Genomic DNA, 22391 nt, shown 5'->3' with positions numbered 1-22391 from the left:
TCCCGTGGGGTGGGACAGCCGCGGCAGGAGGTTCCACGACACGGCCCCGGTGCAGCGCCCGATGGATTTGCTGGATAGCCTTCCGGCAATCCCGGTTTTCGGATGACGGATCGGAGGTGGAGCAGGTCATGCCGGACTACGGCCAGCTGGACCTGATCGACCTCGACCGCGCGTCCCAGGCGCGGGTCTACGACCTGCTGCTCGGCGGCAAGAACAATTTCGAGGTCGACCGGCGCTTCGTCCAGGAGCTGCTGAAGATCGCGCCCGAACTGCCCGAGCTGACCAAGCAGAACCGGCGCTGGCTGGCCGAGGCGATCGGCCGGATGGCGACCGAGGGCGGGATCGACCAGTTCCTCGACCTCGGCGCCGGCCTCCCGACCGCGCTGAACACGCACGAGATCGCGCAACGCACCAACGCCGCCGCGAAGGTCGTGTACGTCGACCACGACCTGACCGCGATCTCGCACGGTCAGGCGCTGCTCGCCGACGACAAGCGCAGCTTCTTCGCCGGCGTCGACCTGACCGACCCGGCCGTCGTACTCAATCATCCGGACGTGACCGCGGGGCTCGACCTCACCCGCCCGGTGGGCATCCTCCTCGGGCTGGTCCTGCACAACGTCCCGAGCCCCAAGGCTGTCCGGGTCATCGCGGATTACGTCGCCGCCGTGCCGCCCGGCTCCTACGTGGCGCTCACCAATCCGCTCAACCCACGCGACGGCGGCCGGCTAGCGGAGTTCTCGACCGCCATCGAGGAGAAGTTGCAGGACGCCTTCCCGCAGATTCGGTTCCGGACCAGGGCCGAGACCGAGGAGCTCCTCGGCGGGCTCGAGCTGGTCCAGCCCGGGCTGGTCGACCTGACGGCGTGGTGGCCGCACGACGAGCAGACGCTCAGCTCCACCGGCGCCGGCCAGCTCCTCATGGTCGCCCTCGGTCGCAAGCCGTAGGAATTCACTGGTGTCCGGCCGGCTGCCGGACCATGATGGGTCGCATGTCTGCCAAGGCTGCTGCCGCTCACTGATCGCATCGCGCCCGATGAGCCCTGGCGCGCGACCTGATCACGCCCGTCCCGCGGACGGGCCCCGTAGCGTGCAGTCCTTCAGCCTTGGAGCTTGCGTATGAGTACCCAGTTCGAGGTCGCGTGTGACGAGTCGGGGTTCTCCGGAACCAACCTGCTCGACCCCGCCTCACCCGTCATCACCCACGCCAGCGTAGATCTCGACGTACCTGCGGCCGCCGGCATCATCGCCGTACTGCGCACACGTCTGCGCCAGCGCACGGAGTACAAATCCAACCAGCTACTGCGACCCGAGCAGCGGCCCGCGCTCGAGTGGCTGCTCACCACCTTGCAGGGCCATGCCCACGTCCACGTCATCGACAAGACCTCGTACGTCGCGGCGCGGGTCGTGGAGCTGTTCACCGAGGAGCCGTCGTACGGCGCCGGCACCAGCCTCGGGACGGATCATTCCGACATCGCCGCCGCGCTGAGGCAGCGGACCGGCTTCCTTTCGGCCTTCGTGGATCTCGCCCGGACGAAGCGGGTGCGGCTGATGGATTACGAGGCGGTGGATCGGTTCTTCGCAACGATGCCGGCCGATGTACCTGCGTTGCGTGCCGTGACGCGGTCCCGGGTCGAGAAGGTGATGCAGCGGCTGATCGACGAGGATCCGGAGATCCCGCCACCACTCGAGCCGCTGGTGCCGGCGCTCGCCGAGACGGTCTTGTACTGGAGCGCCGGCCATCGATCGGTCGCCGTGGTGCACGACGAGCAGAGTGCGCTGACCCCTGGCCGCGTGGCGAGGCTGGGAGCCTTCCTGGCTGAACAGGCGGAGCCGCCACCGCTGCGGTCGTTCGTCCAGGTTGATTCCAAGCATGATCCGCGGGTGCAGGTCGCGGACTTCCTCGCCGGGATCGCGCGACGGCGTACGCCGGACCTGGAGGAACTGCTCGAGCCCTACATCTGCGCGGCGACGAAGTCTTCCCAGGTGTGAGTGCCACGGTCGGCACCGCTCAGCGTGAGGTTGCTGCCCGCGCGGTACACCTTGCCGGCCTTGCCGGGCACCCGGATCGGGAGGGACAACCGGTGCTTGCCGGTGGCACGCAGGTAGTCGTGAGCGAGCTCCGACAGGCTGTAAACCTTCGGACCGACCAGGTCCGGGACGAGGCCCTGCGGCCCACCGAGTGCGAGCTCGACGAGGCGCTGGGCCACGTCCCGCCCATCGACAGGCTGGAATCGGACGCCGCCCGGCATCGGCAGCACGGGCAGCTTCGCCATCATCCGCACCGTGTTCCAGGCGAAGTCGTGCAGCTGGGCGACCCGCAGTACCGAGGACGGCACGGAGGACTGAAGGACGGCCTGCTCGGCGCCGAGCTTCGACTTGAAGTAGGTCAGCGGCAGCTGGTCGACCGCGGTCACCGAGATGTGGACCAGATGGCCGACCCCGGCCTGCTCGGCCGCCTTGACCAGGTTGCGGGTGCCGATGTCGTCGCCCTTCGGCCCACCGGCGAGGTGCAGGATGACGTCCACGCCGTCGACGGCCTGGTCCAGTCCGTCACCCTTCAGCAGATCGACGGCCAGGTACTCGACGCCGTCGCCGCGGTCGTGGGCGTGCCGGCTCAGGACCCGGACCTTGCAACCGGCCGCCTGCAGCAGCGGTACGGCGTGGCGTCCGATCGTTCCGGTCCCGCCCGTCACCAGAATCGTGCTCATGATGTGTTCCTCTCTTCGCGTCTACCGGCTGACGGATCCCGGCGGGGCGAATGTGACTGGATGTGAGCTGGAATACATCGAGAAGAAATGTCGAGGCCGCGACAGGGCCTCCGACGTCATCGGTGCCGGGCGCAGTACGGCGTACCGGCTCAGACTGGAGGTCACTGATGAAGTACGTGGTTCTGATCCACTCCAACCCGCAGCCGTGGGGTCACCCGACGATCGACTTCACCGAGGTGGGGCGGTCGATCCCGGCCGATGAGCGGGAGGCGATGGGCAAGGAGTTCGACGCGATGCTGGCCGAGCTGTCCGCCTCCGGCGAGCTGGTCAGCGGGCTGGCGCTGGACGCGCCGTCGACGACGCGCACGTTCCGTTGGGAAGGCAAACGGCCGGTGAGCACCGACGGTCCGTACGCCGAATCGAAGGAACAGCTGGCCGGATTCTTCGTGCTGGACTGCGCGACGCGGGAGCGGGCCGAGGAGCTGGCGGCGAAGTTCGCGGGGCCGGGCGACATCATCGAGCTTCGCCCCGAGATGATCTTCTGAGATGGAGTTCTGAGATGGACGGCACCGGGATCCGGCTGAGTTCACCGACGATCAACTGCCCGGACGCGGCGGCGCTCGGCCGGTTCTACGCCCAGATCACCGGCGGCAAGGTGGTCTACACCGACCCGGTCTGGGCCACCGTCGACGGGCCGGGCGGCCGGATCGACTTTCAAAGCGACCCGGCACATGTACCGCCGAGCTGGCCGGATCCCACGGTGCCGATCCAGTTCCACCTCGACTTCTACGTCGAGGACCTCGCGACCGCCGCCGAGTTGGTGCTCGCGGCGGGCGCGACGCAGTACGAACATCAGCCGAACGCCGATCACTGTCTGGTGTTCGCGGACCCGGCCGGGCACCCGTTCTGCCTCTCGACGTGGGATTTGCTCGAGAAGTAGTGATTCCGGACAGTTATGCGCGGTGTGACATATTCCCGAGAGCCGGAGTGACGTACACCGTACCGTCGTCGCGGAAGGTCCCATATTCTTTGGGACTTACCGAGGGTACGGAGGGTGCCGTGACCACTGTCTTGCTGATGGGGCCGCCGGGGGCGGGCAAGGGGACGCACGCGGGTCACCTGGCCGACCATCTCGGAGTACCCGTCATCTCCACCGGTGATCTGTTCCGGCGCAACATCGCGGACGACACCGAGCTCGGGCGGACGGCCAAGCGCTACCTCGACGCGGGCGAGTACGTGCCCGACGAGGTCACCAACGAAATGGTCCGCGACCGGCTCGCGGCAGCGGACGCCGGTGCGGGCTTCGTCCTCGACGGCTACCCGCGCACCCTCCACCAGGCCGGCGTGCTGGACGACATCCTCGACGAGCAAGGGCGTGGACTCGACGCGGCCCTGGTGCTCCAGGTCGCGGTCGACTCGTTGGTCCACCGCCTGCTCCGCCGCGCCGAGATCGAACACCGCTCCGACGACACCGAAGAGGTCATCCGCCGCCGCTTCGAGGTCTACCACGAGCAGACCGCTCCGCTGATCCACTTCTACGCGAACCGCGGCATCCACCACGAGGTCGACGCATCCGCCGACATCGACACGGTCCGCTCGCGCGTGTGGCAGGTCGCCGTACAACTCAAGTCAGCTGCGTAACCGGCACGCGGCTAGGAGCGCCAGACCGGGGCCACTGATTTGCGGTAGGTGCGGCCGAAGAGGCCTGTTATTACGGTGAGGACTGGTTTGGGGACGGTGTGGGCGATGGCTTCCGTCTCCTCGGAGGTGGCGCCGTCGAGGGCCCAGGCGAAGAAGGTGCCGCCTTGGACCGGGCCGACCTTGGCGAACTCGCGACCCATCGCCTTCAGCTCGGGGCTGTCCTTCTTCGCGAGGTAGACGGGCTCGATCTCCGCCTCCTCGTGTTCCAGGTGTACGACGGTGACCCGCTGGAGCTCCTGCATCGCCGTGTGTGCGGCCTTCGCGTCCTCGGCGCTGGCGAAGGTGTGTAGCGCGCCCATCGCCGTCCGGGTCGCCGCGAGTGCGGTCGCCATGGTGTCGTGCTCCGCATCCAGCTGCGCCAGCAGGTCCCGGCTCACGCCGACCTTCTCCAGCGCCGGCCACGCGGTCTCGTGCTCACCCTCGTGGTGCCGGGTGAGCTGCTCGTCGAAGTTCTCCCAGGCCGTCGCCAACTGCTCGGCCCGCTCCCGGTCCCCGTCCGGGAACCGCTCCAGTGCGTCAAGGAACCGATCGAGATCCCGGCGTACGGCGGCATGGATCGCCTTGTTCATGCTCATTTCCCCCATGACCGGGAGTATGCGCCCGGGGAACAACCGTTGACCAGCGCAAGTTGTTGGTGAGTATGCATGGTGAGTACAAGGTGCCCGGTGGGAAGCTCGTCGTCGCGGATCTCGACGTGGTCGATGACCACGTCAGGACCGCGCAGATCTCCGGGGATTTCTTCCTCGAACCGGACGATGCGCTCGAGCGGATCAACGGCGCCTTGGCCGGCCTGCCGATCGCGTTGCCCGCGGCCCAGATCGCGGCGCGCGTGCGTGGTGTGCTCGGCGATGGTGTCGAGATGCTGGGCTTCTCCCCGGAGGCGGTCGCGGTCGCCGTACGGCGTGCGTTGACCGGGGCAACTGGTTGGCGTGACCACGAGTGGGAGTTCGTGCACGACGTACCGCGGGAGCCCGCGTTGCAGATGGCGCTCGACGAAGTACTGACCGAGCAGGTCGGGTCCGGTGAACGCCCGCCGACGCTGCGTGTCTGGGAGTGGGCGTCGAACGCGGTGATCATCGGCAGCTTCCAGTCCCTGCGCAACGAGGTCGACCTGGACGGCGCGGCCCGGCACGACGTGACCGTCGTACGGCGGATCAGCGGCGGCGGTGCGATGTTCGTCGAGCCGGGGAACACGATCACGTACTCGCTGTACGTGCCGGAGTCGCTCGTCTCCGGCCTGTCGTTCATCGAGTCGTATGCGTTCCTCGACGACTGGGTCATTGGTGCACTCAACGATCTCGGGATCGCGGCGACGTACCAGCCGATCAACGACATCACCTCGCCGGCGGGCAAGATCGCGGGCGCCGCGCAGAAGCGGTTCGCGGGCGGCGCGGTGCTGCACCACGTGACGATGGCCTACGACATGGACGCCGGCAAGATGCTCGACGTACTGCGGATCGGCCGCGAGAAGCTGTCGGACAAGGGGACCACGAGCGCGAACAAGCGCGTCGACCCGCTGCGAAGCCAGACAGGTCTCGATCGTGCGGAGGTGATCCTCGCGGATGGTCGGCACGTTCCGGAACCGCTACGGTCTCCAGGCTGGTGACATCGACGCCGCGACCGTCGAGCTTGCTCAGGAGCGGGTTGCGGAGAAGTTCGGCACCGAGGAGTGGCTCACGCGGGTGCCGTGATCGGCACTGCGTTCCCGCTGACCCGCACGCGGTTGTCCTGGTCTGACAGCTCGACCGTGATGAGGCTGGGACGACCCAGGTCGTCGCCTTGGTGCAGCGTGATCGTGGGCTGCCCGAGCCCGAGCTCTCGCAGGTAGGCGCCGAACGCGGCCGCCGCGGCACCGGTAGCCGGATCCTCGACGACCCCGCCGACCGGGAACGGATCCCTTACGTGGAACGTGGTCGGCGACTCCCGCCAGACGAGCTGCAGCGTGGTGAGGTCACGCTCGAGCATGTACTCCAGCAGGCGATCGAAGTCGTAGTCCAGATCGGCAAGTCGTTGCCTGGTCGCCGCACTCAACACGAGATGCCGCGCTCCGGCGTACGCAATCCTGGCCGGCAGGTCCGGGTCGAGGTCCGTCGCCTTCCAATGCAGGATGTCGAGAACGTCCGTCAGGTCCCCGGCCGGCTCCACGGAGGGCTCGACGCTGGTGAGCGTCGCGCGCAGTCCCTCATCGACCGTGACCGGCACCAGCCCGGCCTGGGTCGAGAACACGAACTCGCCCGGCCCGTTCCGCTCCGCCAACGCAACCGCGGTAGCGACCGTCGCATGCCCACAGAACGGCACCTCCGCCATGGGCGAGAAGTACCGCACCGCTCCATCGACAACGAACGCAGTCTCGGAGTACCCAACCTCCGCCGCAATCGCCTGCATTGCCGCGTCATCCAGCCCGCTGGCGTCGAGCACGACCCCGGCCGGATTCCCGCCGGCCGGGTCGAGCGTGAAAGCGGCGTACCGAAGAACATCCGTCATACAGCCCATTATCGAGTCGAGCCCCGCTCCGGGGCGGACAATTCCACGCATGGAGATCGGGTACGTCATTTTGTACGTCGGGGAGCTCGAGCGGTCTGTTGCGTTCTATCGGGATGTAGTGGGGCTGGCCTACAAGTTCACGGATGCGGGGTATGCGGAGTTCGACGCCGGGGGAGTGCGGTTTGGGTTGTACGAGCGGCGGCGGGCGGAGTGGTTGACCGGGCATGATGTGACGCCAGGCGCCGGCGGGGAAGTTGTGGTGATGGTTGACGGCGTGGATGCGTACGCCGAACGGCTGGCCGCGGCCGGCGTGCAGGTGCTGAGCGGGCCGGTGGACCGTCCGTGGGGACATCGGACGGTCCACGTTGCCGACCCGGATGGTTTCGTCGTCGAGTTCGCGGAGGAGATCCCGCGGGCCCGTCAGCGACGGTAGTTGTTGTGCCAGCGGCGCTTGGACATGCCGCTGATCAGGACGACCCAGAACACGCCCCACAGCAGCCACGGTGCGGCCAGTGCGAGCGAGCTGATGACCAGACCGATCATCAGGAACGGCATCAGCATCAGGATCGGCGGCGGCGGGCCCGGCCTCCGCCGTACGCCGGCCGGCCTCCGCCGTACGCCGGCCGGGCTGCGCTGGGCGACCTGCAGTTCCATCGACGTCGGCAGGTCGTCGAACAGCGGCTCGAGCTCGTCGCCGTACCGCGACTTCGTTGCCTGCTCGCTGCGCTCCTCGAACTCGGCCTGCGTCAACCGCCCGGCGACGAAGTGGTCACTGAGCAACGACACAGCCTGATCCCGCTCGGCGTCCCCGATCCGCACGCGCTTCCTGGGTACGTCGCCGCGCCGGCCTTCGTCCTGGTCCCGACCGCGGCCGCCGTCGTCCGAACGATTCCAGCCGCCGTCCCGCGGGTCGTCCCAGCTCGTCTCGCGCCATTCGCCGACCCAGCCGGGTCCGCGCCATTGACCGCCCGAGCTGCGACCGTCCCAGCCCTGCTGGCCCCAGTCGCCGTTCCAGCCCTGCCATTCGCGCCCGCGGCGAGCGCCGCGAGCGCCGGGACCGCCCCGCTGGGGTCGGCCCCGGTCGGGCGATGTCATGCCCGGTCCTGCTCGTTGTTCTCCGGGTTGTCGTCGTCCTCGGCGAGGATGCCGTACAGCTTGCGGCGCAGATCACCGACCGCCTCGCGGGCCTTCGCCTGCTGTTCCGGCGTACCGCTGGCCATGATCTGCCACATCGCCGTCGCGACCTGCCCGAGCACCGGCTTGAACCCGTTCTCGTCGTCGCCGGCGGGAGCGCTCATCGCCTCCCACGGCGCGGACACCTCGTCCTGGTGTGCGGCGACGTACGCACGGCCCTCGTCCGTGAGCTGGAACGTCCGCCGGCCGACCTCGGCGTCCGCCGCCACCAGGCCCTCGTCCTCGAGCTGCTGCAGCGTCGGGTAGATCGAGCCGGGGCTCGGCTTCCACACGCCGCCGCTGCGCTCGGCGATCTCCTGGATGATCTGGTAGCCGTTCATCGGCTGCTCCGCCAGTACGGCGAGGATCGCGGCCCGAACGTCACCCCTGCGGGCCTTCGGGCCTCGCCACCGCGGCGGCGGACCCCACGGCGGACCGAACATCTGCCCGCCGCCGCCGAACATCCCCCACTGCGGCCCGAAGCGCTGCTGCTCGTGCCCCCGGTGCCCGCGCTTCGCGCCGGTCATGGCCGCGCGCAACTCCTCGACAATGTCGTCGAAGTTCGAACAATGACGCGCGAACTGCTGCCAAGGCCAGCCCGCGGCGTACGCCGATCCGGTCATCTCGACCACCCGTCCCTACGAAAGTGATTGCGATAGTTCGACGATATATCGCGAACCATCGCAACCCAAGGGAGTCAGGAGTTGAACTTCAGGTCCTGTACGGCGGCGGTCAGGATGACCGAGTTGTCCTGGACGTTGACCCCGGTGACCTGGGCGCCGAACGGGAGTTTCGGGATCTCGATGCCGGCGGCCAGACGGTTCTGCAGCGCGGTCCGGAGGACGGCCGGGATGCCGTCCGGTAGTTGGTCGACGGCCAGCGCCAAGCGGCCGTTGCTGATCTGCGGAGTGATCGGCACGTCGGCGCTGGATCCGCCCAGCGTCAGCTTCGCGTGCAGCTTGCCGTCGACCGCGACGACACTCAGCCCTTGCAGCCCGGTGTCCGCGACGGCGAGCCTGCTCAACTCGCGCGGCGAGAACTGCAGCCGCAGGTCGGTCGAGTCGATGGTGACCGCACCGGACTGCTGTGTCAGCAGTGAGCGCGGCACATGCACGCTGTGCATGTCGACCGTGAGCTTCTCACCCGGGATCTTGGACAGCTTCGGCTGCCCCATCGTCAGCGTGACCTTGGAGAAGTCCTCCTTGAACAGCTGCGGGAAGAACCCGAAGCCGCCGATCTTCACCGAGGTATCGGCCGAACGTACGTCGTACTTCGCGGCCTCCTTGGTGGCCATCGAGGCGAGCTGGTTCTGCGCGACCACCGCGGCGATCCGGTCCACTACGACCGCCAGCACCGCCAGCACGACCAGCGTCACGATGAGGCGGCGGAACCCGCGGCCTGGCCTCTTGGAGCTCATTGCTTGCCCTTCTCGATCATTTCCCGGAGTGCATCCTCGGTCGCTGCCGGTTTGATGCCAAAGGCAACTGTTGCGGCAGTGGAGTCCAGCACGAACGGACGCTGCCATTGGTACTGCATCTCCACCATCTCGCGCGCGGCGGGGTCGACCAACCCGGCCAGCTTCAATATGACCGCCGGCATCTTCGTCACTTTGGCCTCCGGCGCGCCCGCCAGTGCGGCCGCGCGGCCGGCGAGTCGGCGGACAGAGACGGGCTCCGGGGTCGGCACGTGCCAGGCGCGGCCCCAGGCGCTTTCGTCGCCGGCGACCGCGATCAGCGTCCGCGCGACGTCACCGACGTACGTCCAGCTGTGCGGCGCGTCCAGGTCGCCCGGCATCATCCCGCGCTTGCCGGCGATCACCTTCGGCAACACAGTCACACTGAACGGCGAAACCGCGCCGGCGCCGAGATAGTCCGATCCGCGCACCTCCACAGTACGGATCCGCCCGGCCTCATGCGCCGCGAGCGCATCGGTCCAGAGCTTGGCCCGGACCTGCCCCTTCACGGTGTTGGGCAGCAGCGGCAGGTCCTCAGTCATCGGCCGGTCCACCGCGCCGTAGCCATAGAGGTTGCCGGTCGTCACGAGCGTTGCACCCGACGCCTCGGCCGCCGCGATCAACGCTGCGCCCAGTGGGGGCCACTGCGTCGTCCATTTGTTGTACGCCGGTCCCGCGCACGAGTAGATCGCCGTCGCACCTGCGACGTGCTCCGCCAGCTCCGTGGCAGCATCTGCGGCGACCCGCTCCGCTCCGTCCGGCCCGCTGCCGGACCGGGTGATCACCCGGACCCGCTCTCCCTGCTCGACCAGTAGCCGCGCTACCGCACTTCCGACCGCACCCGCACCGACGACGACCTGCACGCGATTCCCTTCCGTCCGGACGCTGCTCACAGTACCGATCACCGAGTTCGCCCTGATCCGGTGCTCGATGGGGTACAGGTTGGCTATGACGACGCGGTGGGCAGGTGTGACGGCGGTCGTCAGGACGCGGAGCTGGCGGTTGCTCCGTGGTGTCCTGGCGATGCTGGTGTTCGCGCTGCCGGTGGTGCTCCTCGGGCTGGCGGTGCGGCAGCAGTTCGATCCGTTGATCAGAGCCGACGACGCGCTCAGCCGGGCGGCCACCGGGTTCACTGTCCGTCACGGACTCGTCCCGACGCTGACCGTGATCCAGACCGTCAGCCTGCCGATCTTCGTGTATCTGGTGGCGACCGGGGTCGTGGTCTGGGTGTGGAGGTCGAAGAGGCTCAAGGGGCGGGCGCTGTGGGCGTTCGTCACGATGATGGTCGGCTGGGCGATCGGCGGCATCTCCAAGCCGATCACGCAGCGCGCCCGGCCGGTCGTCGACGGTCCGGTGCCGCATGCGGAGGGTTACTCGTTTCCCTCCGGACATACCCTGAACATCACTTTGGCGGCCGGCGTCATGGTCTTCCTGCTCTGGCCGCTGCTGTCCGCCGCCCAACGCCGCGTCGCCGTCGTACTCGCGATCGTGGTGCCTGTGATCGTCGGTATGGACCGGCTTTTCATCGGCGCGCACTTTCCGACCGACATCCTCGCCGGGCACATTCTCGGTCTAGGCATTATGTTCGCTTCATGGATCGGGTTCATCGGCAAGACGGCGTCGACCTCCTCACCAGGACCGTCGCACCCGGCGTAGCACTCGGTGGACTCATCATCGGGATCGGGCTCGCACTGAAAGGGCCGCTCGACGGGCTCTCCCACTCCGAGGAGGCGGTCAACAAGGATCTCGCCGCCGACCGGACCGGGACCTGGAACACGATCACCGCGGTGTGGTCGCAGATCGGCAACACCGCGGGCGTGATCGCGGTGTGCATCGTCGTCTCGTCGCTGCTGCTGTGGCGGACCCGGGACCTGCGCCTCGCGTTCGTCGCACCGATCGCGATCGCCATGCAGGGCCTGATCTTCCTGATCGCGGCCAAGGTCGTCGACCGCGACCGCCCGCAGGTCGAAAAGCTCGACGCGTCCCCACCGACCGCGAGCTACCCCAGCGGCCACACCGGCGCGTCAACCGGTCTGTACGTCGCGTTCGCACTGCTCGCCCTGGGCATCGACCGCCCCTGGCTGCGCTGGACGACGGTGATCCTCTGCCTCGCGATGCCCTTACTGGTGGCGTTCTCCCGCCTCTACCGCGGCATGCACCACGTCACCGACGTCGGCGCCGGCTTCCTCAACGGCGCCATCTGCGCCCTACTCGCCTACGCCTGGTACCGCCACAGCACCCGAACCCGCACCCGCACCCCACGCCGATAACGGGTCAGGGCGTTGGGCCGGCAGGTGCCGCGGCTTTCTTGCCCGGGGCCGGGAGCAGGTTGGTGATGACGAAGGCCACCGCTACAGCCACTACGACCTGCGGTGTCACGGTCACACCGTCCGCACCGAGCAGCAGGGTGGCCAGCAGCGTGGAGGTCATCGGCAGCCGCAACATCGCGGCACACATGGCTCCGATGCCCATGCCGATCGCCGGCGCGAGACTCATGCCGGGCAACCCACTCGCGGCGATACCGATCACCGCACCGATGAACATGGCGGGGAAGACCGGTCCGCCACGGAACGCGCTCAGCGAGAGCCCGTAGGCGAGGGTCTTACAGGCGGCGAGCAGGATCAGCACACCGACCGAATAGTCCGAGGCGTGTTCGACCAGTTCGGGCAGCGCAGTTTGGCCGGAGAACAATACCTGGGTGAAGCTGCGGTCGGAGATCAGCTGGTAGGCCATCGCGGTCAGGCCGATGAGAAGGCCAAGAGCCGCCGTCACCAGCACCCGGTTCACGTGCACGACCGGACGCAACGACAACCCGATCCAGCGGATCACCCAGCCCAGTAGGGCCCCGGCCGCGCCCATGGCCAGTGCCCAGGCCATCGTGGCCACCGTTGGATCCACCGCCGGCGGCACGGACGTCAGGGACAGCGAGAAGCTGCCGAGTCCCGTCCAATTGTCCAGACCGACGAAGACCAGAGCGCCGACGCCGGAGGCCAGTAGTCCCGGCAGCGCCACCAAGCTCAGCGTCGCACCCCCGACGCCCGCAGCCTCCATGATCAGGAATGCGCCGAGCACGGGGGAGCCGAGCAGCGTGCTGATCGCCGCGAAGCTGCCGGCCGCCGCCATGATCGTCACAGCCATCGGCGGAGCGTCTTTCCTGACCAGATGCACCGTCAGCGCCGCCAAGCCGCCACCAATAGCGATGAGGGGAGCCTCGGGTCCGAGGACGGCGCCGAGACTGAGGGTGGTCATGGCGGCCAGGATGATGCCGGGCAGGTCCCGGTCAACCGGTGGGCCCCCGCCGGTCTTGAACCCGAAGGCGGGGGAGTGCCCGCAGTTGCCGGGCAGGTGCCGGATGGTCAAACCGGTCAACACTCCACACAGCGCCAACCAGGGCACCGGCCACCACGCGGGCACGCCACCGGTGAAGAGTTGCTGCGGAAGATCGTCGAACACGGACTCCTGGATCGCGTCGACCAGGGCCAGGAAACCGTAGGCGGCACCCGAGATCGGAATCCCGAGGATCGCGGCGAGCACCAGCGCGATCAGGTACTGCTTCGAACGGATGACCTGGGACGGGTCCATCGCCGGTGGACCGGCCGGCGGCGCAGAGGACGGCCGGCTGACCGCGGCTGAACCCCCTGCGGAGCGTTGTGAGTCGGTCATCAGACCCGACTCCTGGCAGAGAACGGTCCGGGCTCACCTCGCGACTGTCCGACCGAATCCGAACAGGATGGACCGATCGACACGACGGACTCCTCTCAGCCGCCTCCACCTTCCACCTGGTGGGCGACCGACGCATCCTCCCGGCCGGGTGATCTCCGGCGTACGGGTTCAGCTCTCCAGTGTCGTAGCGGCTCTGCCACGGGGCGCGACCGCCGTATGCCTTGACGCCGCCAAGTTCGGTCTCCGGTCACCCCACAGGGGTGATGCCGCGCTGCACCTCCCGGTATCAGTCTGGGGGCGTGCGCCCGCCACGATCCGCTGTATCCGGTTCGGCTTTCTCGACGGCGCGGGCGGCAGGGGGATCTATGACTGTGAAGTCCGGGGGTGGCAGAGTAGCGAGCCCCGCCGCGCGGGCGTTCCGTGGAGATTCGAAGCGGGCCGGGACACTCGGGCAATTGAGCCGTGCCGATCGGGTCGCCCTGGGGATGGATGCGCGGAGCGTCACTCCGCGGGAGTCGCACGCCGAGTTCCAGCCCGGCGGATCGCGGGATCCCGTGGGGCTGCTGCTGGAGCAGTCGAAGTCGCGGGTGCCGGACCTGGTGCCGATCCGGCACGGGCGGATGCTGGTGTCGGCGTTCACGTTCTACCGGGGGGCTGCGCTGCCGATGGCGGCCGACCTGGCCACGACGCCCACGTCGGGGCTGCATGTGCAGCTGTGCGGAGATGCGCACCTGTCCAATTTCGGCGCGTACGCATCACCGGAGCGAGAGTTGGTCTTCGACGTCAACGACTTCGACGAGACGCTGCCCGGACCGTTCGAATGGGACGTCAAGCGCTTGGCGGCGAGCCTGGCAGTGGCCGGACGGGACAACGGGTTCGGACGAAAGCGTCGCAGAAAGATCGTCCTCGCGGCGGTGAAGGCCTACCGGAAGGCGATGCGTGAGTTCGCGGAGCAGACGTTCCTGGAGGTGTGGTACGCGCATCTGGACATCGAAGACGCCATCGGGCAGTTCCGATCCCACATGAAGGCCAAGGGTTTCAAAACCACCGAGAAAATGCTGGCCAAGGCCCACACCCGCGACAGCACCCAGGCGCTGCACAAGCTGACCACGGTGGTCGAGGGCCGTCGGCGGATCATCAGTAACCCCCCGATGGTCGTCCCCGTCGAGGAGGTCTTCGCCGATGTGCAGGCCAGTGCGGTGTATCAGCAGATCCGCACGGTGCTGGGCAAGTACCGGCGCACGCTGGAGTCCGATCGGCGGCGCATGCTCGAGGAGTTCACGCTGGTCCAGGCGGCCCGGAAGGTCGTCGGCGTGGGCAGCGTCGGCACCCGCGCCTGGATCGTGCTGATGGACAGCGGAGACGGAGTCGAACCGGTGTTCCTGCAGGCCAAGGAGGCGCAGCCGTCGGTCCTCGTGCAGTACTGCGGGCGGAGCCGGTACACCAACCAAGGCGAGCGCGTGGTCGCCGGACAGCGCCTGATGCAGGCCGAGAGCGACATCTTCCTCGGCTGGACCCACACGCCGGGTCCGGACGGGGTGGACCGCGACTATTACGTTCGCCAACTCAAGGACTGGAAGTTCTCCTTCCCGATCGAGCAGGCGGGCCCCTCGGGCCTGGCGGTCTATGCCCGCGTGTGCGGGTGGACCCTGGCCCGCGCTCACGCTCGTTCCGGCGATCGCGTCGCCCTGGCCGCCTACCTCGGCGGCTCGGGGGCCTTCGACCACGCAATCGCCGACTTCGCCGAAACCTACGCCGACCAGAACGAACGCGACTACGTCGCGTTCCAGAGCGCCGTCGACGACGGCAGAGCCGAAGCGACCACCGACATCTGAAATCGAACCTGTGCGGTCCAGCCCGGACAGCCGACAGGAATGGACGAATGCCATGGCAGAACCCGCCATCGATCCCGATGCTGAGCACAGGGCGTCACTCGGGCGCCGGTACTTCGTCCGGTTCGAGGAAGACACCTTGCGGCAACGGCCGTTGTGGATCCGGCTGATCATCGAGTTCCTGGGCACCTTCGTACTGGTGACGGTGGCGGCCGGGTCGGGTGTGATCAATCATTACGTGGGCAACGCACCGATCAGCAGGACCGCGGCGGTGATCGCGCCCGGGGCGGTGGTGATGGCGATGATCTACGCCTGGGGCCCGCTGTCGGGGCTCCACATCAACCCCGCTGTGACCTTCGCCTTCGCCGCCCGGGGAGTGTTTCCCGCCAAATGGGTGCTGCCGTACTGGGTGGTCCAATTCGCCGGGACCATCTGTGCCGCTCTGTTCCTGCAGTTGATGTTCGGCCACGTCAGCGCGGGCGGGAACTACCCGATCAACACTCCCGGCGGGGAGTGGAAGTCGCTGGTGATGGAAACCGTCCTGACCGTGATCCTGGCCAGCGTCATCCTCAACACCGCGACCGGAGGCCGTAGCATCGGCCACAACGCGGCCATCGCGGTCGGCTCGACGGTCGCACTGCTCGGCTTGTTCGCCAGCCCGATCAGCGGCGCGTCCATGAATCCGGCCCGCACCCTCGGCCCCGACATCGTCGGCAACGACTACACGGGCTGGTGGATCTACGTCGCCGGCCCGATGATCGGGGCCGCAATCGCCGTGGCGATCATCGGAGCCGTGCGCGGACTGCCCGACAAGGACGAGCTCGAGGCCGCCGAGGGCGGCGCCCTGCCGATGACCAGCACCCCGACCCGCGACAACGACTGACCGGACAAGTGGGTTGGGTGGGTGCTACGGATGCTGTCGGCGGTGGGGAGTCTGGGCAGCCGGTCCGGGGGGAGGTTCGGTGGCCGAGCGTGACCGCCGTACTGGTGGCCATGTTGTTGACCCTCGCGCGGCCGAAGGAGATGCGGCTGGCGCCGGTGTGGGTGCTGCCGGCGGTCGAGATCGTGCTGCTGGCGGTGCTGATCGCACGGGATCCGGGGCGGATCGACAAGCGGTCGTCGCTCCTGCGCGGTGTGTCGATCGTGGTCGTGGCCGTGCTCGTGCTGGACGCGATGGTGGCGACTGTGCGGCTCATCGCGGTGCTGATCCGCGGCGGGTCGATGACGAACTCACCCGAGGCACTACTCGCGGCCGGCGGGGTGGTGTGGTCGTCGAACCTGATCGTGTTCGCCCTGCTGTACTGGGAACTGGACGCCGGCGGCGCCGCCAACCGCGCCCACCGGATGCCGCGGTACCTCGACCTCGCCTTCACGCAGCAGCTCAGCCCGGAGGTCGCGCGACCAGGTTGGCGGCCCGGGTTCGGCGACTACCTGTACCTAGCGATGACAACGTCCACCGCGTTCAGCCCGACCGACGTGATGCCCCTCGCCCTGTGGGCCAAGATGGCCATGGGTCTCCAATCGATGATCTCCCTGGCCGTCGTCGGCCTCGTCGTAGCCCGCGCGGTCAACGTCTTCACCTGAGGTCACCAGCCGGCCCGGTATCGGGACCGGGCCCGGGTCGTGCCGGGAGGCTCGGATGATCGTGAGCGAGACTGTCACCCTGGCCGTCGCGGCCGCCGTGAACCCGGTCCCGTGGGCCCGGGCTCAGATGGCGTTCACCCTCGCCTTCCACATCATCCTGGTACCGCTCGGGGTGTCCTGGGCTTTCATGACCTTGATCGCCAACTACCGGGCGATCAAGCGCGGCGACCACGACGCGCTGGTGCTCGCACAACGGTGGTCGAAGTACATGGCTGTGACGTTCGCCGTCGGCGCGGTGACCGGGACCGTGCTGAGCTTCGAGTTCGGCCTGCTCTGGCCACGGTTCATGGGGATCTACGGCGACGCGTTCGGCATCCCGTTCGCGTTCGAAGGGCTGTTCTTCTTCACCGAGGCGATCTTCGTCGCGATCTACATCTTCGGCTGGCGCCGGCTGAAGCCGTGGACGCACTTCTGGACCGGCGTACCGATCGTGATCGCCGGTGTCTTCGGCGCGATCTCGGTGGTCGCCGCCAATGCGTGGATGAACGCGCCGGCCGGCTTCACGATGAACGCGAACGGCGAGATCACGAAGGTCGAGCCGCTCGAGGTGATCTTCAACGACGCGATGCCGTTGCAGGCCGCGCACATGGTGATCGCGGCCTACCTGGTCGGTGGTTTCCTGGTCGCGTCGGTGTACGCGACCGGTATGCTGCGCGGCCGGAACGACCGCTACCACCGGATCGGATTCACCATCGCGTTCACGGTCGCCGCGATCATGACCCCGATCCAGATGGGAGTCGGTGATGCGCTGGCCCGGTGGGTGTACGCCAACCAGCCGGTGAAGTTCGCCGCGATCGAGTTGGTGCCGACGACAGCTTCCGACGTACCCGAGACGTTGCTCGGGCGGCTCACTGCGGCCGGCACGATCTCGGGTGGGATTCCGATCCCGGGGCTCGCGTCGTGGTTGTCGGATCCGGCAACCGGCAAATCGACCGTCGTACAGGGGTTGGACAGCGTGCCGGTCGACCAGCGCCCGACCGTCCGGGAGACCGACACCGTCCACCTGGCGTGGGATGTCATGGTCGGGCTCGGCACCGCCCTGTTCCTGCTGTCGGTCTGGTACGGCGTCACGTGGCTCGTCCGCCACCGGATGCCCAAGAGCAGATGGTTCCTCCGCATCGCAGCGTGCACCGGCGTGCTGGCGGTGATCACGATGGAGGCGGGCTGGATCGTCACCGAGGTCGGTCGGCAGCCGTGGATCGTCTACAACCGGATGAAGGTGGAACAGGCGGCAACCGCGAACTCCGGGGTCTGGATCACCTTCCTCGCCGTCTTCGTGCTGTACGCCGCGCTCGGCGTCACGACGATCCTGGTGCTGCGAGGGATGAGCCGGCGCTTCCGCCGGGCAGGCGGTTTCGTCGAAGGCGACACGCCGTACGGACCCACGGAGCCGGCCGCGGCCGGCGAGGCCTCCGAGGCGGTCGAGGAGCCGACGCCATGAGTACGACGATCGCCGTCGTGCTGCTCCTCGCCCTCGCGGCCTACGCCGTGTTCGGCGGAGCGGACTTCGGCGCCGGGTTCTGGGACCTGACCGCGGGCGGGTCCCAGCGTGGTGCGCAGCCGCGGGCCGTGATCGAGCGGTCGATCGGCCCGGTGTGGGAGGCGAACCACGTCTGGCTGATCTTCATCTTCGTCGTGACGTGGTCCGCGTTCCCGTCGGCGTACGCGTCGATCATGCTGACGATGTTCGTCCCGTTCACACTGGCCGCGCTCGGGATCGTGTTACGGGGCGCGAGTTTCGCCTTCCGCAAGGTGGTTGTGACGCTGCGGTCCCGGCGGATCTTCGGCGGGGCGTTCGCGTTGTCGTCGGTGCTCGTGCCGTTCTGCATGGGGGCGATCGCGGGTGGCATCGCGTCGGGTCACGTGCCCTCCGGTGGCAAGGCCGGCGATCCGATCGACAGTTGGCTGAATCCCGTCTCGTTGGTGACCGGGATCCTGGCGGTCGTGGCTGCGGCGTACCTGGCTGCCGTGTACCTCGTCTGGGACTCCCGGCATTTCCGCGAGTACGCGATGGGCGAGTACTTCCGCCGTCGGGCGGTGGCGAGTGCCGTTGCCGCCGCCGTGGTCGCGGTCGTCGGCCTGTTCGTCCTGAACGCCAAGGCGTCGCACGTCTTCGACGGCCTGACGTCGAGAGCGCTTCCGAGCGCGATCCTCAGTGTGGTCTGCGGAGTCGGCGCGCTGGTGCTGTTGATGAGGTACGCCGCCCGCGGTGCGCGGGTTCTCGCAGTACTCGCGGTGGCCGGGATCATCGTCAGTTGGGGCATCGCCCAGTGGCCGTTCCTCCTGCCGGAGAGCCTGACCGTCTCGGCGGCCGCTGCACCTAGTGGCACGTTGCTGACGCTGCTCGTGGCGGTCGGGTTGGCACTGCTGATCGTCGTACCCGGGTTCGTCCTGCTCTATGTGCTCCACCAGCGCACATTGCTGCCCGAAGAGGGGACCGAGGACATCGGTGACCGTCCAATCATCACTGGCGGGTGATTCGTCGTTCCGGCCACCCGGACATGGTGGATCGAGGCCCGCCGTCTGTGAAGGAGCCCTCGCCATGACCTCGACCTCGCCGTTCCCGCCGATCGCCGATTACGCCTTCCTCTCCAACTGCCACACCGGCGCCTTGGTCGCCCCGGACGGGTCGGTCGACTGGCTCTGCTTGCCGGCGTTCGACCAGCCCAGTGCGTTCGGGAACCTGCTCGATCGCGGCGCCGGGTCGTTCCGGTTCGGCCCGTACGGGATCAACCAGCCGACGGCTCGGATGTATGTGCCGGGCACGAACGTGATGACGACCACGTGGCACACACCGGCCGGCTGGCTGCTGGTCCACGACGCACTGACGATGGGACCGTCGCAGGGACCCGACGCCGTCACCCCGCACACCCGGCCACCGGCCGACGTCGATGCGGACCACATGCTGATCCGGACTGTCGAGTGCCTCGACGGCGCGGTGGAGATCGAACTCGTCTGTGAGCCGGCCTTCGACTACGGCCGGGTGCCGGCCGAGTGGACGATGGTGGGCGACGACATGCACGCTGCGGATGCGTCCGGCGCCGGCCAGACCTTCCGGCTGAGCACCGACATGCTGATCGGGATCGAGGGCGGATCCGCCCGGGCCCGGCACGTCATCTCCAAGGGCGAGAAGGCGTACTGCGCACTCTCGTGGGCCGACGGACTGGCGTCACCGGCCGACCTGGACGACGCGGTGGCACGCATCGACGCGACGATCGTGTTCTGGCGCAACTGGCTGTCGAGAGCCCGGATCCCCGACCACCGGTTCCGGCATCCGCTGGAACGCTCGGCCCTGACCATCAAGGGCCTGACCTACATGCCGACCGGATCGACGATCGCCGCGCTCACCACCTCGTTGCCGGAGACACCGGGTGGCGAACGCAACTGGGACTACCGCTACACCTGGATCCGGGACACCACGTTCACCCTGCAGGCGCTGCACTACCTGAACCTGGACTGGGAGGCCGACGAGTTCATGCAGTACGTCGCCGACCTGGAGCCGAACCCGGACGGCGCGCTGCAGATCATGTACGGCATCGACGGCCGCCGCGACCTGGCCGAGACGACCCGCGACGACCTCACCGGCTACGAGGGCGCGAGCCCGGTGCGGATCGGCAACGGCGCCTACAACCAACGGCAGAACGACGTGTACGGCGCGGTGCTGGACTCGGTGCTGCTGCACACCGTCCGGAGCAAGCGGCTGCCGCGCCGGCTCTGGCCGCTGGTCGAGTCGCAGGCCCAGTGCGCGATCGCGACCTGGCACGATCCCGACCAGGGCATCTGGGAGGCCCGCGGGGCACCTCAGCACTACGTCTCCTCGAAGCTGATGGGCTGGGTGGCCCTGGACCGTGCGGCCAAGCTGGCCCGGATACGCAACGAGGAGGGCCTCGCCGAGCTGTGGGCGAAGACGGCCGAGGAGATCCGTGAGGACATCCTCGAGCACGGGGTGAGCGACCGCGGCGTCCTGCGTCAGCACTACGACACCGACGCGCTGGACGCGTCGATCCTGCTGGCCCCGCTGTTCGGCTTCCTGCCGGCCACCGACGAGCGGATGCGGGCGACCGTCGAGGCGATCGACAACGAGCTGACCGAGAACGGGTTCGTGCTGCGCTACAAGACCGACGAGACCGACGACGGTCTGTCCGGCAAGGAAGGCACGTTCCTGATCTGCTCGTTCTGGCTGGTCTCCGCGCTCGCGATGATCGGCGAGCTCGACCGCGCCCGGAGCCAGCTGGAGCGGCTGCTGCGGATCCAGTCCCCGCTCGGCCTGTACGCCGAGGAGTACGAAGTGGACAAGGCCCGGCACCTGGGCAACTTCCCGCAGGCGTTCTCGCACCTGGCCCTGATCGGGGCGGCCGGCCGGATCATCCTGGCCGACTTCCGGGAGGAGCTGTCACTGTGACCGCGCATCCGGAGGAAGGCCTGCACGTCGTGGTACTCGGCGGAGGCTTGGCCGGGGTCGGGTGCGCGCACCGCCTCGGGGACGAGGGGGTCCGGGTCACGCTCGTCGACCGCAACGACTATCACCAGTTCCAGCCGTTGCTCTACCAGGTCGCCACGTCCCAACTGCCGGCCGAGGACATCGCCCGGCCGCACCGGACCATTTTCCGCGAGCACCCGACGGTCGGGATCCGCACCGCGGACGTCGCGACGATCGACGTCGCGAACCGCACTCTGACGCTGTCCGACGGCGATCGGATCACCGGCACGCACCTGGTCATCGCGGCGGGCGCCCGACCGGAGTACTTCGGGGTTCCGGGCGCGGCCGAGCACGCGTTCCCGCTCTACTCGGTCGCCGACGCGGAGCGGTTGCGGCAGCACCTGCAGTCGACGATCCGCACCGGTTCGGAATCAGCGGGGGCCCTTGACGTCGTGGTGGTCGGCGGCGGCCCGACCGGCGTCGAGATCACCGGAGCACTGACCGAACTGATGGCCGCGCTGGTTGCCACGGAACGGATCTCGAAGCCAGGGACGATCACCGTGGTCGACCGCGGCAAGACGTTGCTCGGTGCGTTCTCCAAGAAGTCGCACAAGTACGCGCGCAAGCGGCTCACCGAGCACGGCGCCGATCCGCGACTGGGGACGGGAGTCGCCGCGGTGCACGCGGACCGGGTCGAGTTCGACGACGGGTCCACGATCAGCACCCGGACGGTCATCTGGGGCGGCGGTGAGTCGGCTGCGTCCGTCGTGGGCAGCGCGACGGGGCTGCCCACGGGACGCGGCGGGCGGATCGACGTACGGCCGGATCTCGGCGTGGATGGGCATCCGCACGTCTATGCGATCGGCGACGTCGCGAACATCCCGGCGAAGGACGGCAGCACCCTGCCGCAGCTCGGCTCGGTCGCACAGCAGTCGGGTGTGTGGGCGGCCGACAACATCTTGCGCGAACTGCACGGGGACAAGGCCAAGCCGTTCCACTACAAGGACAAAGGCATCATGGCGATGATCGGCCGGAACGCCGCCGTCGCCGAGGTCGGCAAGCGCCGGCACCAACTGGAGGGCCCGCTGGCCTTCGCGGCCTGGCTCGGTGTGCACGCGATGCTGCTGAGCGGTGCGCACAGCAAGGCCGACGCGTTCATGTCCTGGGCCTGGGACTACTTCGACCGCGACCACGCCGCGACCGTCGAGTGGTCCACCGCACCACAGCGGATCGCTTGGGGGGACGACTCCGCCGACGTCCCGCACATCAAGGTCGACCGAGGCCACTCGACCCCATCGGCCGGCAACAGCTAGG

The 22391-nt window shown here is 68.4% G+C and carries 24 protein-coding genes; 16 read left to right on the top strand and 8 right to left on the bottom strand.

Annotated elements, in window-relative coordinates; genetic code table 11:
• Nucleotides 1-116 precede the first annotated feature (116 nt).
• Nucleotides 117-944, top strand: coding sequence for an SAM-dependent methyltransferase (locus tag EV645_RS06725; RefSeq protein ID WP_242000249.1), 828 nt, complete (start codon nucleotides 117-119; stop codon nucleotides 942-944).
• A gap of 171 nt (nucleotides 945-1115) precedes the next feature.
• Nucleotides 1116-1988 (top strand): DUF3800 domain-containing protein, encoded by an 873-nt coding sequence (locus EV645_RS06720; protein ID WP_130440788.1) that lies wholly within the window; start codon nucleotides 1116-1118, stop codon nucleotides 1986-1988.
• Here the strand turns inward: EV645_RS06720 and EV645_RS06715 are convergent.
• Nucleotides 1952-2707, bottom strand: a complete 756-nt coding sequence (locus EV645_RS06715) for an SDR family oxidoreductase (protein ID WP_242000248.1) — start codon at nucleotides 2705-2707, stop codon at nucleotides 1952-1954. The two genes, EV645_RS06720 and EV645_RS06715, sit on opposite strands and share 37 nt — an antisense overlap.
• Before the next feature lie 167 nt (nucleotides 2708-2874).
• Here EV645_RS06715 and EV645_RS06710 point away from each other — a divergent pair, with 167 nt between their 5' ends.
• The 3 genes from EV645_RS06710 to EV645_RS06700 all read left to right on the top strand — a co-directional run bounded on the left by EV645_RS06710 (nucleotide 2875) and on the right by EV645_RS06700 (nucleotide 4348).
• Nucleotides 2875-3252, top strand: a complete 378-nt coding sequence (locus tag EV645_RS06710; protein WP_130440784.1) for a YciI family protein — start codon at nucleotides 2875-2877, stop codon at nucleotides 3250-3252.
• A 14-nt stretch (nucleotides 3253-3266) separates the two neighbouring features.
• The gene (locus EV645_RS06705; protein ID WP_130440782.1) at nucleotides 3267-3647 is read left to right on the top strand and encodes a VOC family protein; all 381 of its coding nucleotides are present in this window, start codon (nucleotides 3267-3269) and stop codon (nucleotides 3645-3647) included.
• 119 nt (nucleotides 3648-3766) lie between these two features.
• Complete coding sequence (locus EV645_RS06700) at nucleotides 3767-4348, top strand: adenylate kinase (RefSeq protein WP_130440780.1); 582 nt, start codon at nucleotides 3767-3769, stop codon at nucleotides 4346-4348.
• Nucleotides 4349-4359: 11 nt separating this feature from the next.
• Here the strand turns inward: EV645_RS06700 and EV645_RS06695 are convergent, their stop codons facing one another.
• Nucleotides 4360-4992, bottom strand: coding sequence for a hemerythrin domain-containing protein (locus tag EV645_RS06695; RefSeq protein WP_130440778.1), 633 nt, complete (start codon nucleotides 4990-4992; stop codon nucleotides 4360-4362).
• Between the two features lie 56 nt (nucleotides 4993-5048).
• On the opposite strand from EV645_RS06695, the gene EV645_RS06690 reads away from it, so the two are divergent.
• Nucleotides 5049-6014, top strand: coding sequence for a lipoate-protein ligase small subunit (locus tag EV645_RS06690; protein WP_242000383.1), 966 nt, complete (start codon nucleotides 5049-5051; stop codon nucleotides 6012-6014).
• Between the two features lie 68 nt (nucleotides 6015-6082).
• Here the strand turns inward: EV645_RS06690 and EV645_RS06685 are convergent, their stop codons facing one another.
• On the bottom strand, nucleotides 6083-6892 hold the full coding sequence (locus tag EV645_RS06685; protein ID WP_130440776.1) for a PhzF family phenazine biosynthesis protein: 810 nt from the start codon (nucleotides 6890-6892) through the stop codon (nucleotides 6083-6085).
• A gap of 49 nt (nucleotides 6893-6941) precedes the next feature.
• Between EV645_RS06685 and EV645_RS06680 the strand changes: the two genes are divergently transcribed.
• Nucleotides 6942-7325 (top strand): VOC family protein, encoded by a 384-nt coding sequence (locus EV645_RS06680; RefSeq protein ID WP_130440774.1) that lies wholly within the window; start codon nucleotides 6942-6944, stop codon nucleotides 7323-7325.
• On the opposite strand, the gene EV645_RS06675 is transcribed toward EV645_RS06680, so the two are convergent.
• The 4 genes from EV645_RS06675 to EV645_RS06660 all read right to left on the bottom strand — a co-directional run bounded on the left by EV645_RS06675 (nucleotide 7313) and on the right by EV645_RS06660 (nucleotide 10423).
• Nucleotides 7313-7987: a DUF1707 SHOCT-like domain-containing protein gene (locus tag EV645_RS06675; RefSeq protein ID WP_130440772.1), complete on the bottom strand. Its 675-nt coding sequence runs from the start codon at nucleotides 7985-7987 to the stop codon at nucleotides 7313-7315. The genes EV645_RS06680 and EV645_RS06675 overlap by 13 nt on opposite strands.
• Nucleotides 7984-8688: a PadR family transcriptional regulator gene (locus EV645_RS06670; protein ID WP_130440770.1), complete on the bottom strand. Its 705-nt coding sequence runs from the start codon at nucleotides 8686-8688 to the stop codon at nucleotides 7984-7986. The genes EV645_RS06675 and EV645_RS06670 overlap by 4 nt, the downstream gene beginning before the upstream one ends.
• A 74-nt stretch (nucleotides 8689-8762) precedes the next feature.
• Nucleotides 8763-9482, bottom strand: coding sequence for an LmeA family phospholipid-binding protein (locus EV645_RS06665; RefSeq protein WP_157997021.1), 720 nt, complete (start codon nucleotides 9480-9482; stop codon nucleotides 8763-8765).
• Nucleotides 9479-10423: an NAD-dependent epimerase/dehydratase family protein gene (locus EV645_RS06660; protein WP_242000247.1), complete on the bottom strand. Its 945-nt coding sequence runs from the start codon at nucleotides 10421-10423 to the stop codon at nucleotides 9479-9481. The genes EV645_RS06665 and EV645_RS06660 overlap by 4 nt, the downstream gene beginning before the upstream one ends.
• 43 nt (nucleotides 10424-10466) lie before the next feature.
• On the opposite strand from EV645_RS06660, the gene EV645_RS06655 reads away from it, so the two are divergent.
• Both EV645_RS06655 and EV645_RS06650 read left to right on the top strand, forming a co-directional pair.
• Complete coding sequence (locus tag EV645_RS06655) at nucleotides 10467-11174, top strand: phosphatase PAP2 family protein (RefSeq protein ID WP_157997020.1); 708 nt, start codon at nucleotides 10467-10469, stop codon at nucleotides 11172-11174.
• Nucleotides 11111-11788 (top strand): phosphatase PAP2 family protein, encoded by a 678-nt coding sequence (locus tag EV645_RS06650; protein ID WP_130440764.1) that lies wholly within the window; start codon nucleotides 11111-11113, stop codon nucleotides 11786-11788. Before EV645_RS06655 ends, EV645_RS06650 begins: the two co-directional genes overlap by 64 nt.
• A gap of 4 nt (nucleotides 11789-11792) precedes the next feature.
• Here EV645_RS06650 and EV645_RS06645 read toward each other — a convergent pair whose 3' ends face one another.
• On the bottom strand, nucleotides 11793-13181 hold the full coding sequence (locus tag EV645_RS06645) for a chloride channel protein (RefSeq protein ID WP_130440762.1): 1389 nt from the start codon (nucleotides 13179-13181) through the stop codon (nucleotides 11793-11795).
• Nucleotides 13182-13636: 455 nt separating this feature from the next.
• On the opposite strand from EV645_RS06645, the gene EV645_RS06640 reads away from it, so the two are divergent.
• The 7 genes from EV645_RS06640 (at nucleotide 13637) to EV645_RS06610 (ending at nucleotide 22390) form a co-directional block, all read left to right on the top strand.
• Nucleotides 13637-15016 (top strand): DUF2252 domain-containing protein, encoded by a 1380-nt coding sequence (locus tag EV645_RS06640; protein ID WP_242000246.1) that lies wholly within the window; start codon nucleotides 13637-13639, stop codon nucleotides 15014-15016.
• Nucleotides 15017-15068: 52 nt separating this feature from the next.
• Entirely contained in the window at nucleotides 15069-15896 is an 828-nt protein-coding gene (locus tag EV645_RS06635; protein WP_130440758.1) for an MIP/aquaporin family protein, read from the top strand.
• A gap of 89 nt (nucleotides 15897-15985) precedes the next feature.
• Nucleotides 15986-16597, top strand: coding sequence for a DUF1345 domain-containing protein (locus tag EV645_RS06630; RefSeq protein ID WP_198681493.1), 612 nt, complete (start codon nucleotides 15986-15988; stop codon nucleotides 16595-16597).
• Nucleotides 16598-16652: 55 nt separating this feature from the next.
• Nucleotides 16653-18098, top strand: coding sequence for a cytochrome ubiquinol oxidase subunit I (locus EV645_RS06625; protein ID WP_130440753.1), 1446 nt, complete (start codon nucleotides 16653-16655; stop codon nucleotides 18096-18098).
• Nucleotides 18095-19135 carry a cytochrome d ubiquinol oxidase subunit II gene (locus EV645_RS06620; RefSeq protein ID WP_130440751.1) on the top strand — a complete coding sequence of 347 codons (1041 nt, stop codon included), beginning with the start codon at nucleotides 18095-18097 and terminating at the stop codon, nucleotides 19133-19135. The genes EV645_RS06625 and EV645_RS06620 overlap by 4 nt, the downstream gene beginning before the upstream one ends.
• 64 nt (nucleotides 19136-19199) lie before the next feature.
• The gene (locus EV645_RS06615; protein WP_130440749.1) at nucleotides 19200-21059 is read left to right on the top strand and encodes a glycoside hydrolase family 15 protein; all 1860 of its coding nucleotides are present in this window, start codon (nucleotides 19200-19202) and stop codon (nucleotides 21057-21059) included.
• Complete coding sequence (locus tag EV645_RS06610; protein ID WP_130440747.1) at nucleotides 21056-22390, top strand: NAD(P)/FAD-dependent oxidoreductase; 1335 nt, start codon at nucleotides 21056-21058, stop codon at nucleotides 22388-22390. Before EV645_RS06615 ends, EV645_RS06610 begins: the two co-directional genes overlap by 4 nt.
• Nucleotide 22391: the final 1 nt, after the last annotated feature.

It is taken from the genome of Kribbella rubisoli (assembly GCF_004217145.1).
GTDB lineage: Bacteria > Actinomycetota > Actinomycetes > Propionibacteriales > Kribbellaceae > Kribbella > Kribbella rubisoli.
The sequence above is the reverse complement of the archived record's forward strand: the minus strand, read 5'-3'. Positions and strand labels throughout refer to the sequence as shown.

What these genes read in the sequence shown, in the direction of transcription:
- EV645_RS06720 (WP_130440788.1), top strand. Translation starts at nt 1,116, where the DNA reads ATGAGTACCCAGTTCGAGGTCGCGTGTGACGAGTCGGGGTTCTCCGGA.
- EV645_RS06715 (WP_242000248.1), bottom strand. Translation starts at nt 2,707, where the DNA reads ATGAGCACGATTCTGGTGACGGGCGGGACCGGAACGATCGGACGCCAC.
- EV645_RS06710 (WP_130440784.1), top strand. Translation starts at nt 2,875, where the DNA reads ATGAAGTACGTGGTTCTGATCCACTCCAACCCGCAGCCGTGGGGTCAC.
- EV645_RS06705 (WP_130440782.1), top strand. Translation starts at nt 3,267, where the DNA reads ATGGACGGCACCGGGATCCGGCTGAGTTCACCGACGATCAACTGCCCG.
- EV645_RS06695 (WP_130440778.1), bottom strand. Translation starts at nt 4,992, where the DNA reads ATGGGGGAAATGAGCATGAACAAGGCGATCCATGCCGCCGTACGCCGG.
- EV645_RS06690 (WP_242000383.1), top strand. Translation starts at nt 5,049, where the DNA reads ATGCATGGTGAGTACAAGGTGCCCGGTGGGAAGCTCGTCGTCGCGGAT.
- EV645_RS06685 (WP_130440776.1), bottom strand. Translation starts at nt 6,892, where the DNA reads ATGACGGATGTTCTTCGGTACGCCGCTTTCACGCTCGACCCGGCCGGC.
- EV645_RS06680 (WP_130440774.1), top strand. Translation starts at nt 6,942, where the DNA reads ATGGAGATCGGGTACGTCATTTTGTACGTCGGGGAGCTCGAGCGGTCT.
- EV645_RS06675 (WP_130440772.1), bottom strand. Translation starts at nt 7,987, where the DNA reads ATGACATCGCCCGACCGGGGCCGACCCCAGCGGGGCGGTCCCGGCGCT.
- EV645_RS06670 (WP_130440770.1), bottom strand. Translation starts at nt 8,688, where the DNA reads ATGACCGGATCGGCGTACGCCGCGGGCTGGCCTTGGCAGCAGTTCGCG.
- EV645_RS06665 (WP_157997021.1), bottom strand. Translation starts at nt 9,482, where the DNA reads ATGAGCTCCAAGAGGCCAGGCCGCGGGTTCCGCCGCCTCATCGTGACG.
- EV645_RS06655 (WP_157997020.1), top strand. Translation starts at nt 10,467, where the DNA reads ATGACGACGCGGTGGGCAGGTGTGACGGCGGTCGTCAGGACGCGGAGC.
- EV645_RS06650 (WP_130440764.1), top strand. Translation starts at nt 11,111, where the DNA reads ATGGATCGGGTTCATCGGCAAGACGGCGTCGACCTCCTCACCAGGACC.
- EV645_RS06645 (WP_130440762.1), bottom strand. Translation starts at nt 13,181, where the DNA reads ATGACCGACTCACAACGCTCCGCAGGGGGTTCAGCCGCGGTCAGCCGG.
- EV645_RS06635 (WP_130440758.1), top strand. Translation starts at nt 15,069, where the DNA reads ATGGCAGAACCCGCCATCGATCCCGATGCTGAGCACAGGGCGTCACTC.
- EV645_RS06625 (WP_130440753.1), top strand. Translation starts at nt 16,653, where the DNA reads ATGATCGTGAGCGAGACTGTCACCCTGGCCGTCGCGGCCGCCGTGAAC.
- EV645_RS06620 (WP_130440751.1), top strand. Translation starts at nt 18,095, where the DNA reads ATGAGTACGACGATCGCCGTCGTGCTGCTCCTCGCCCTCGCGGCCTAC.
- EV645_RS06615 (WP_130440749.1), top strand. Translation starts at nt 19,200, where the DNA reads ATGACCTCGACCTCGCCGTTCCCGCCGATCGCCGATTACGCCTTCCTC.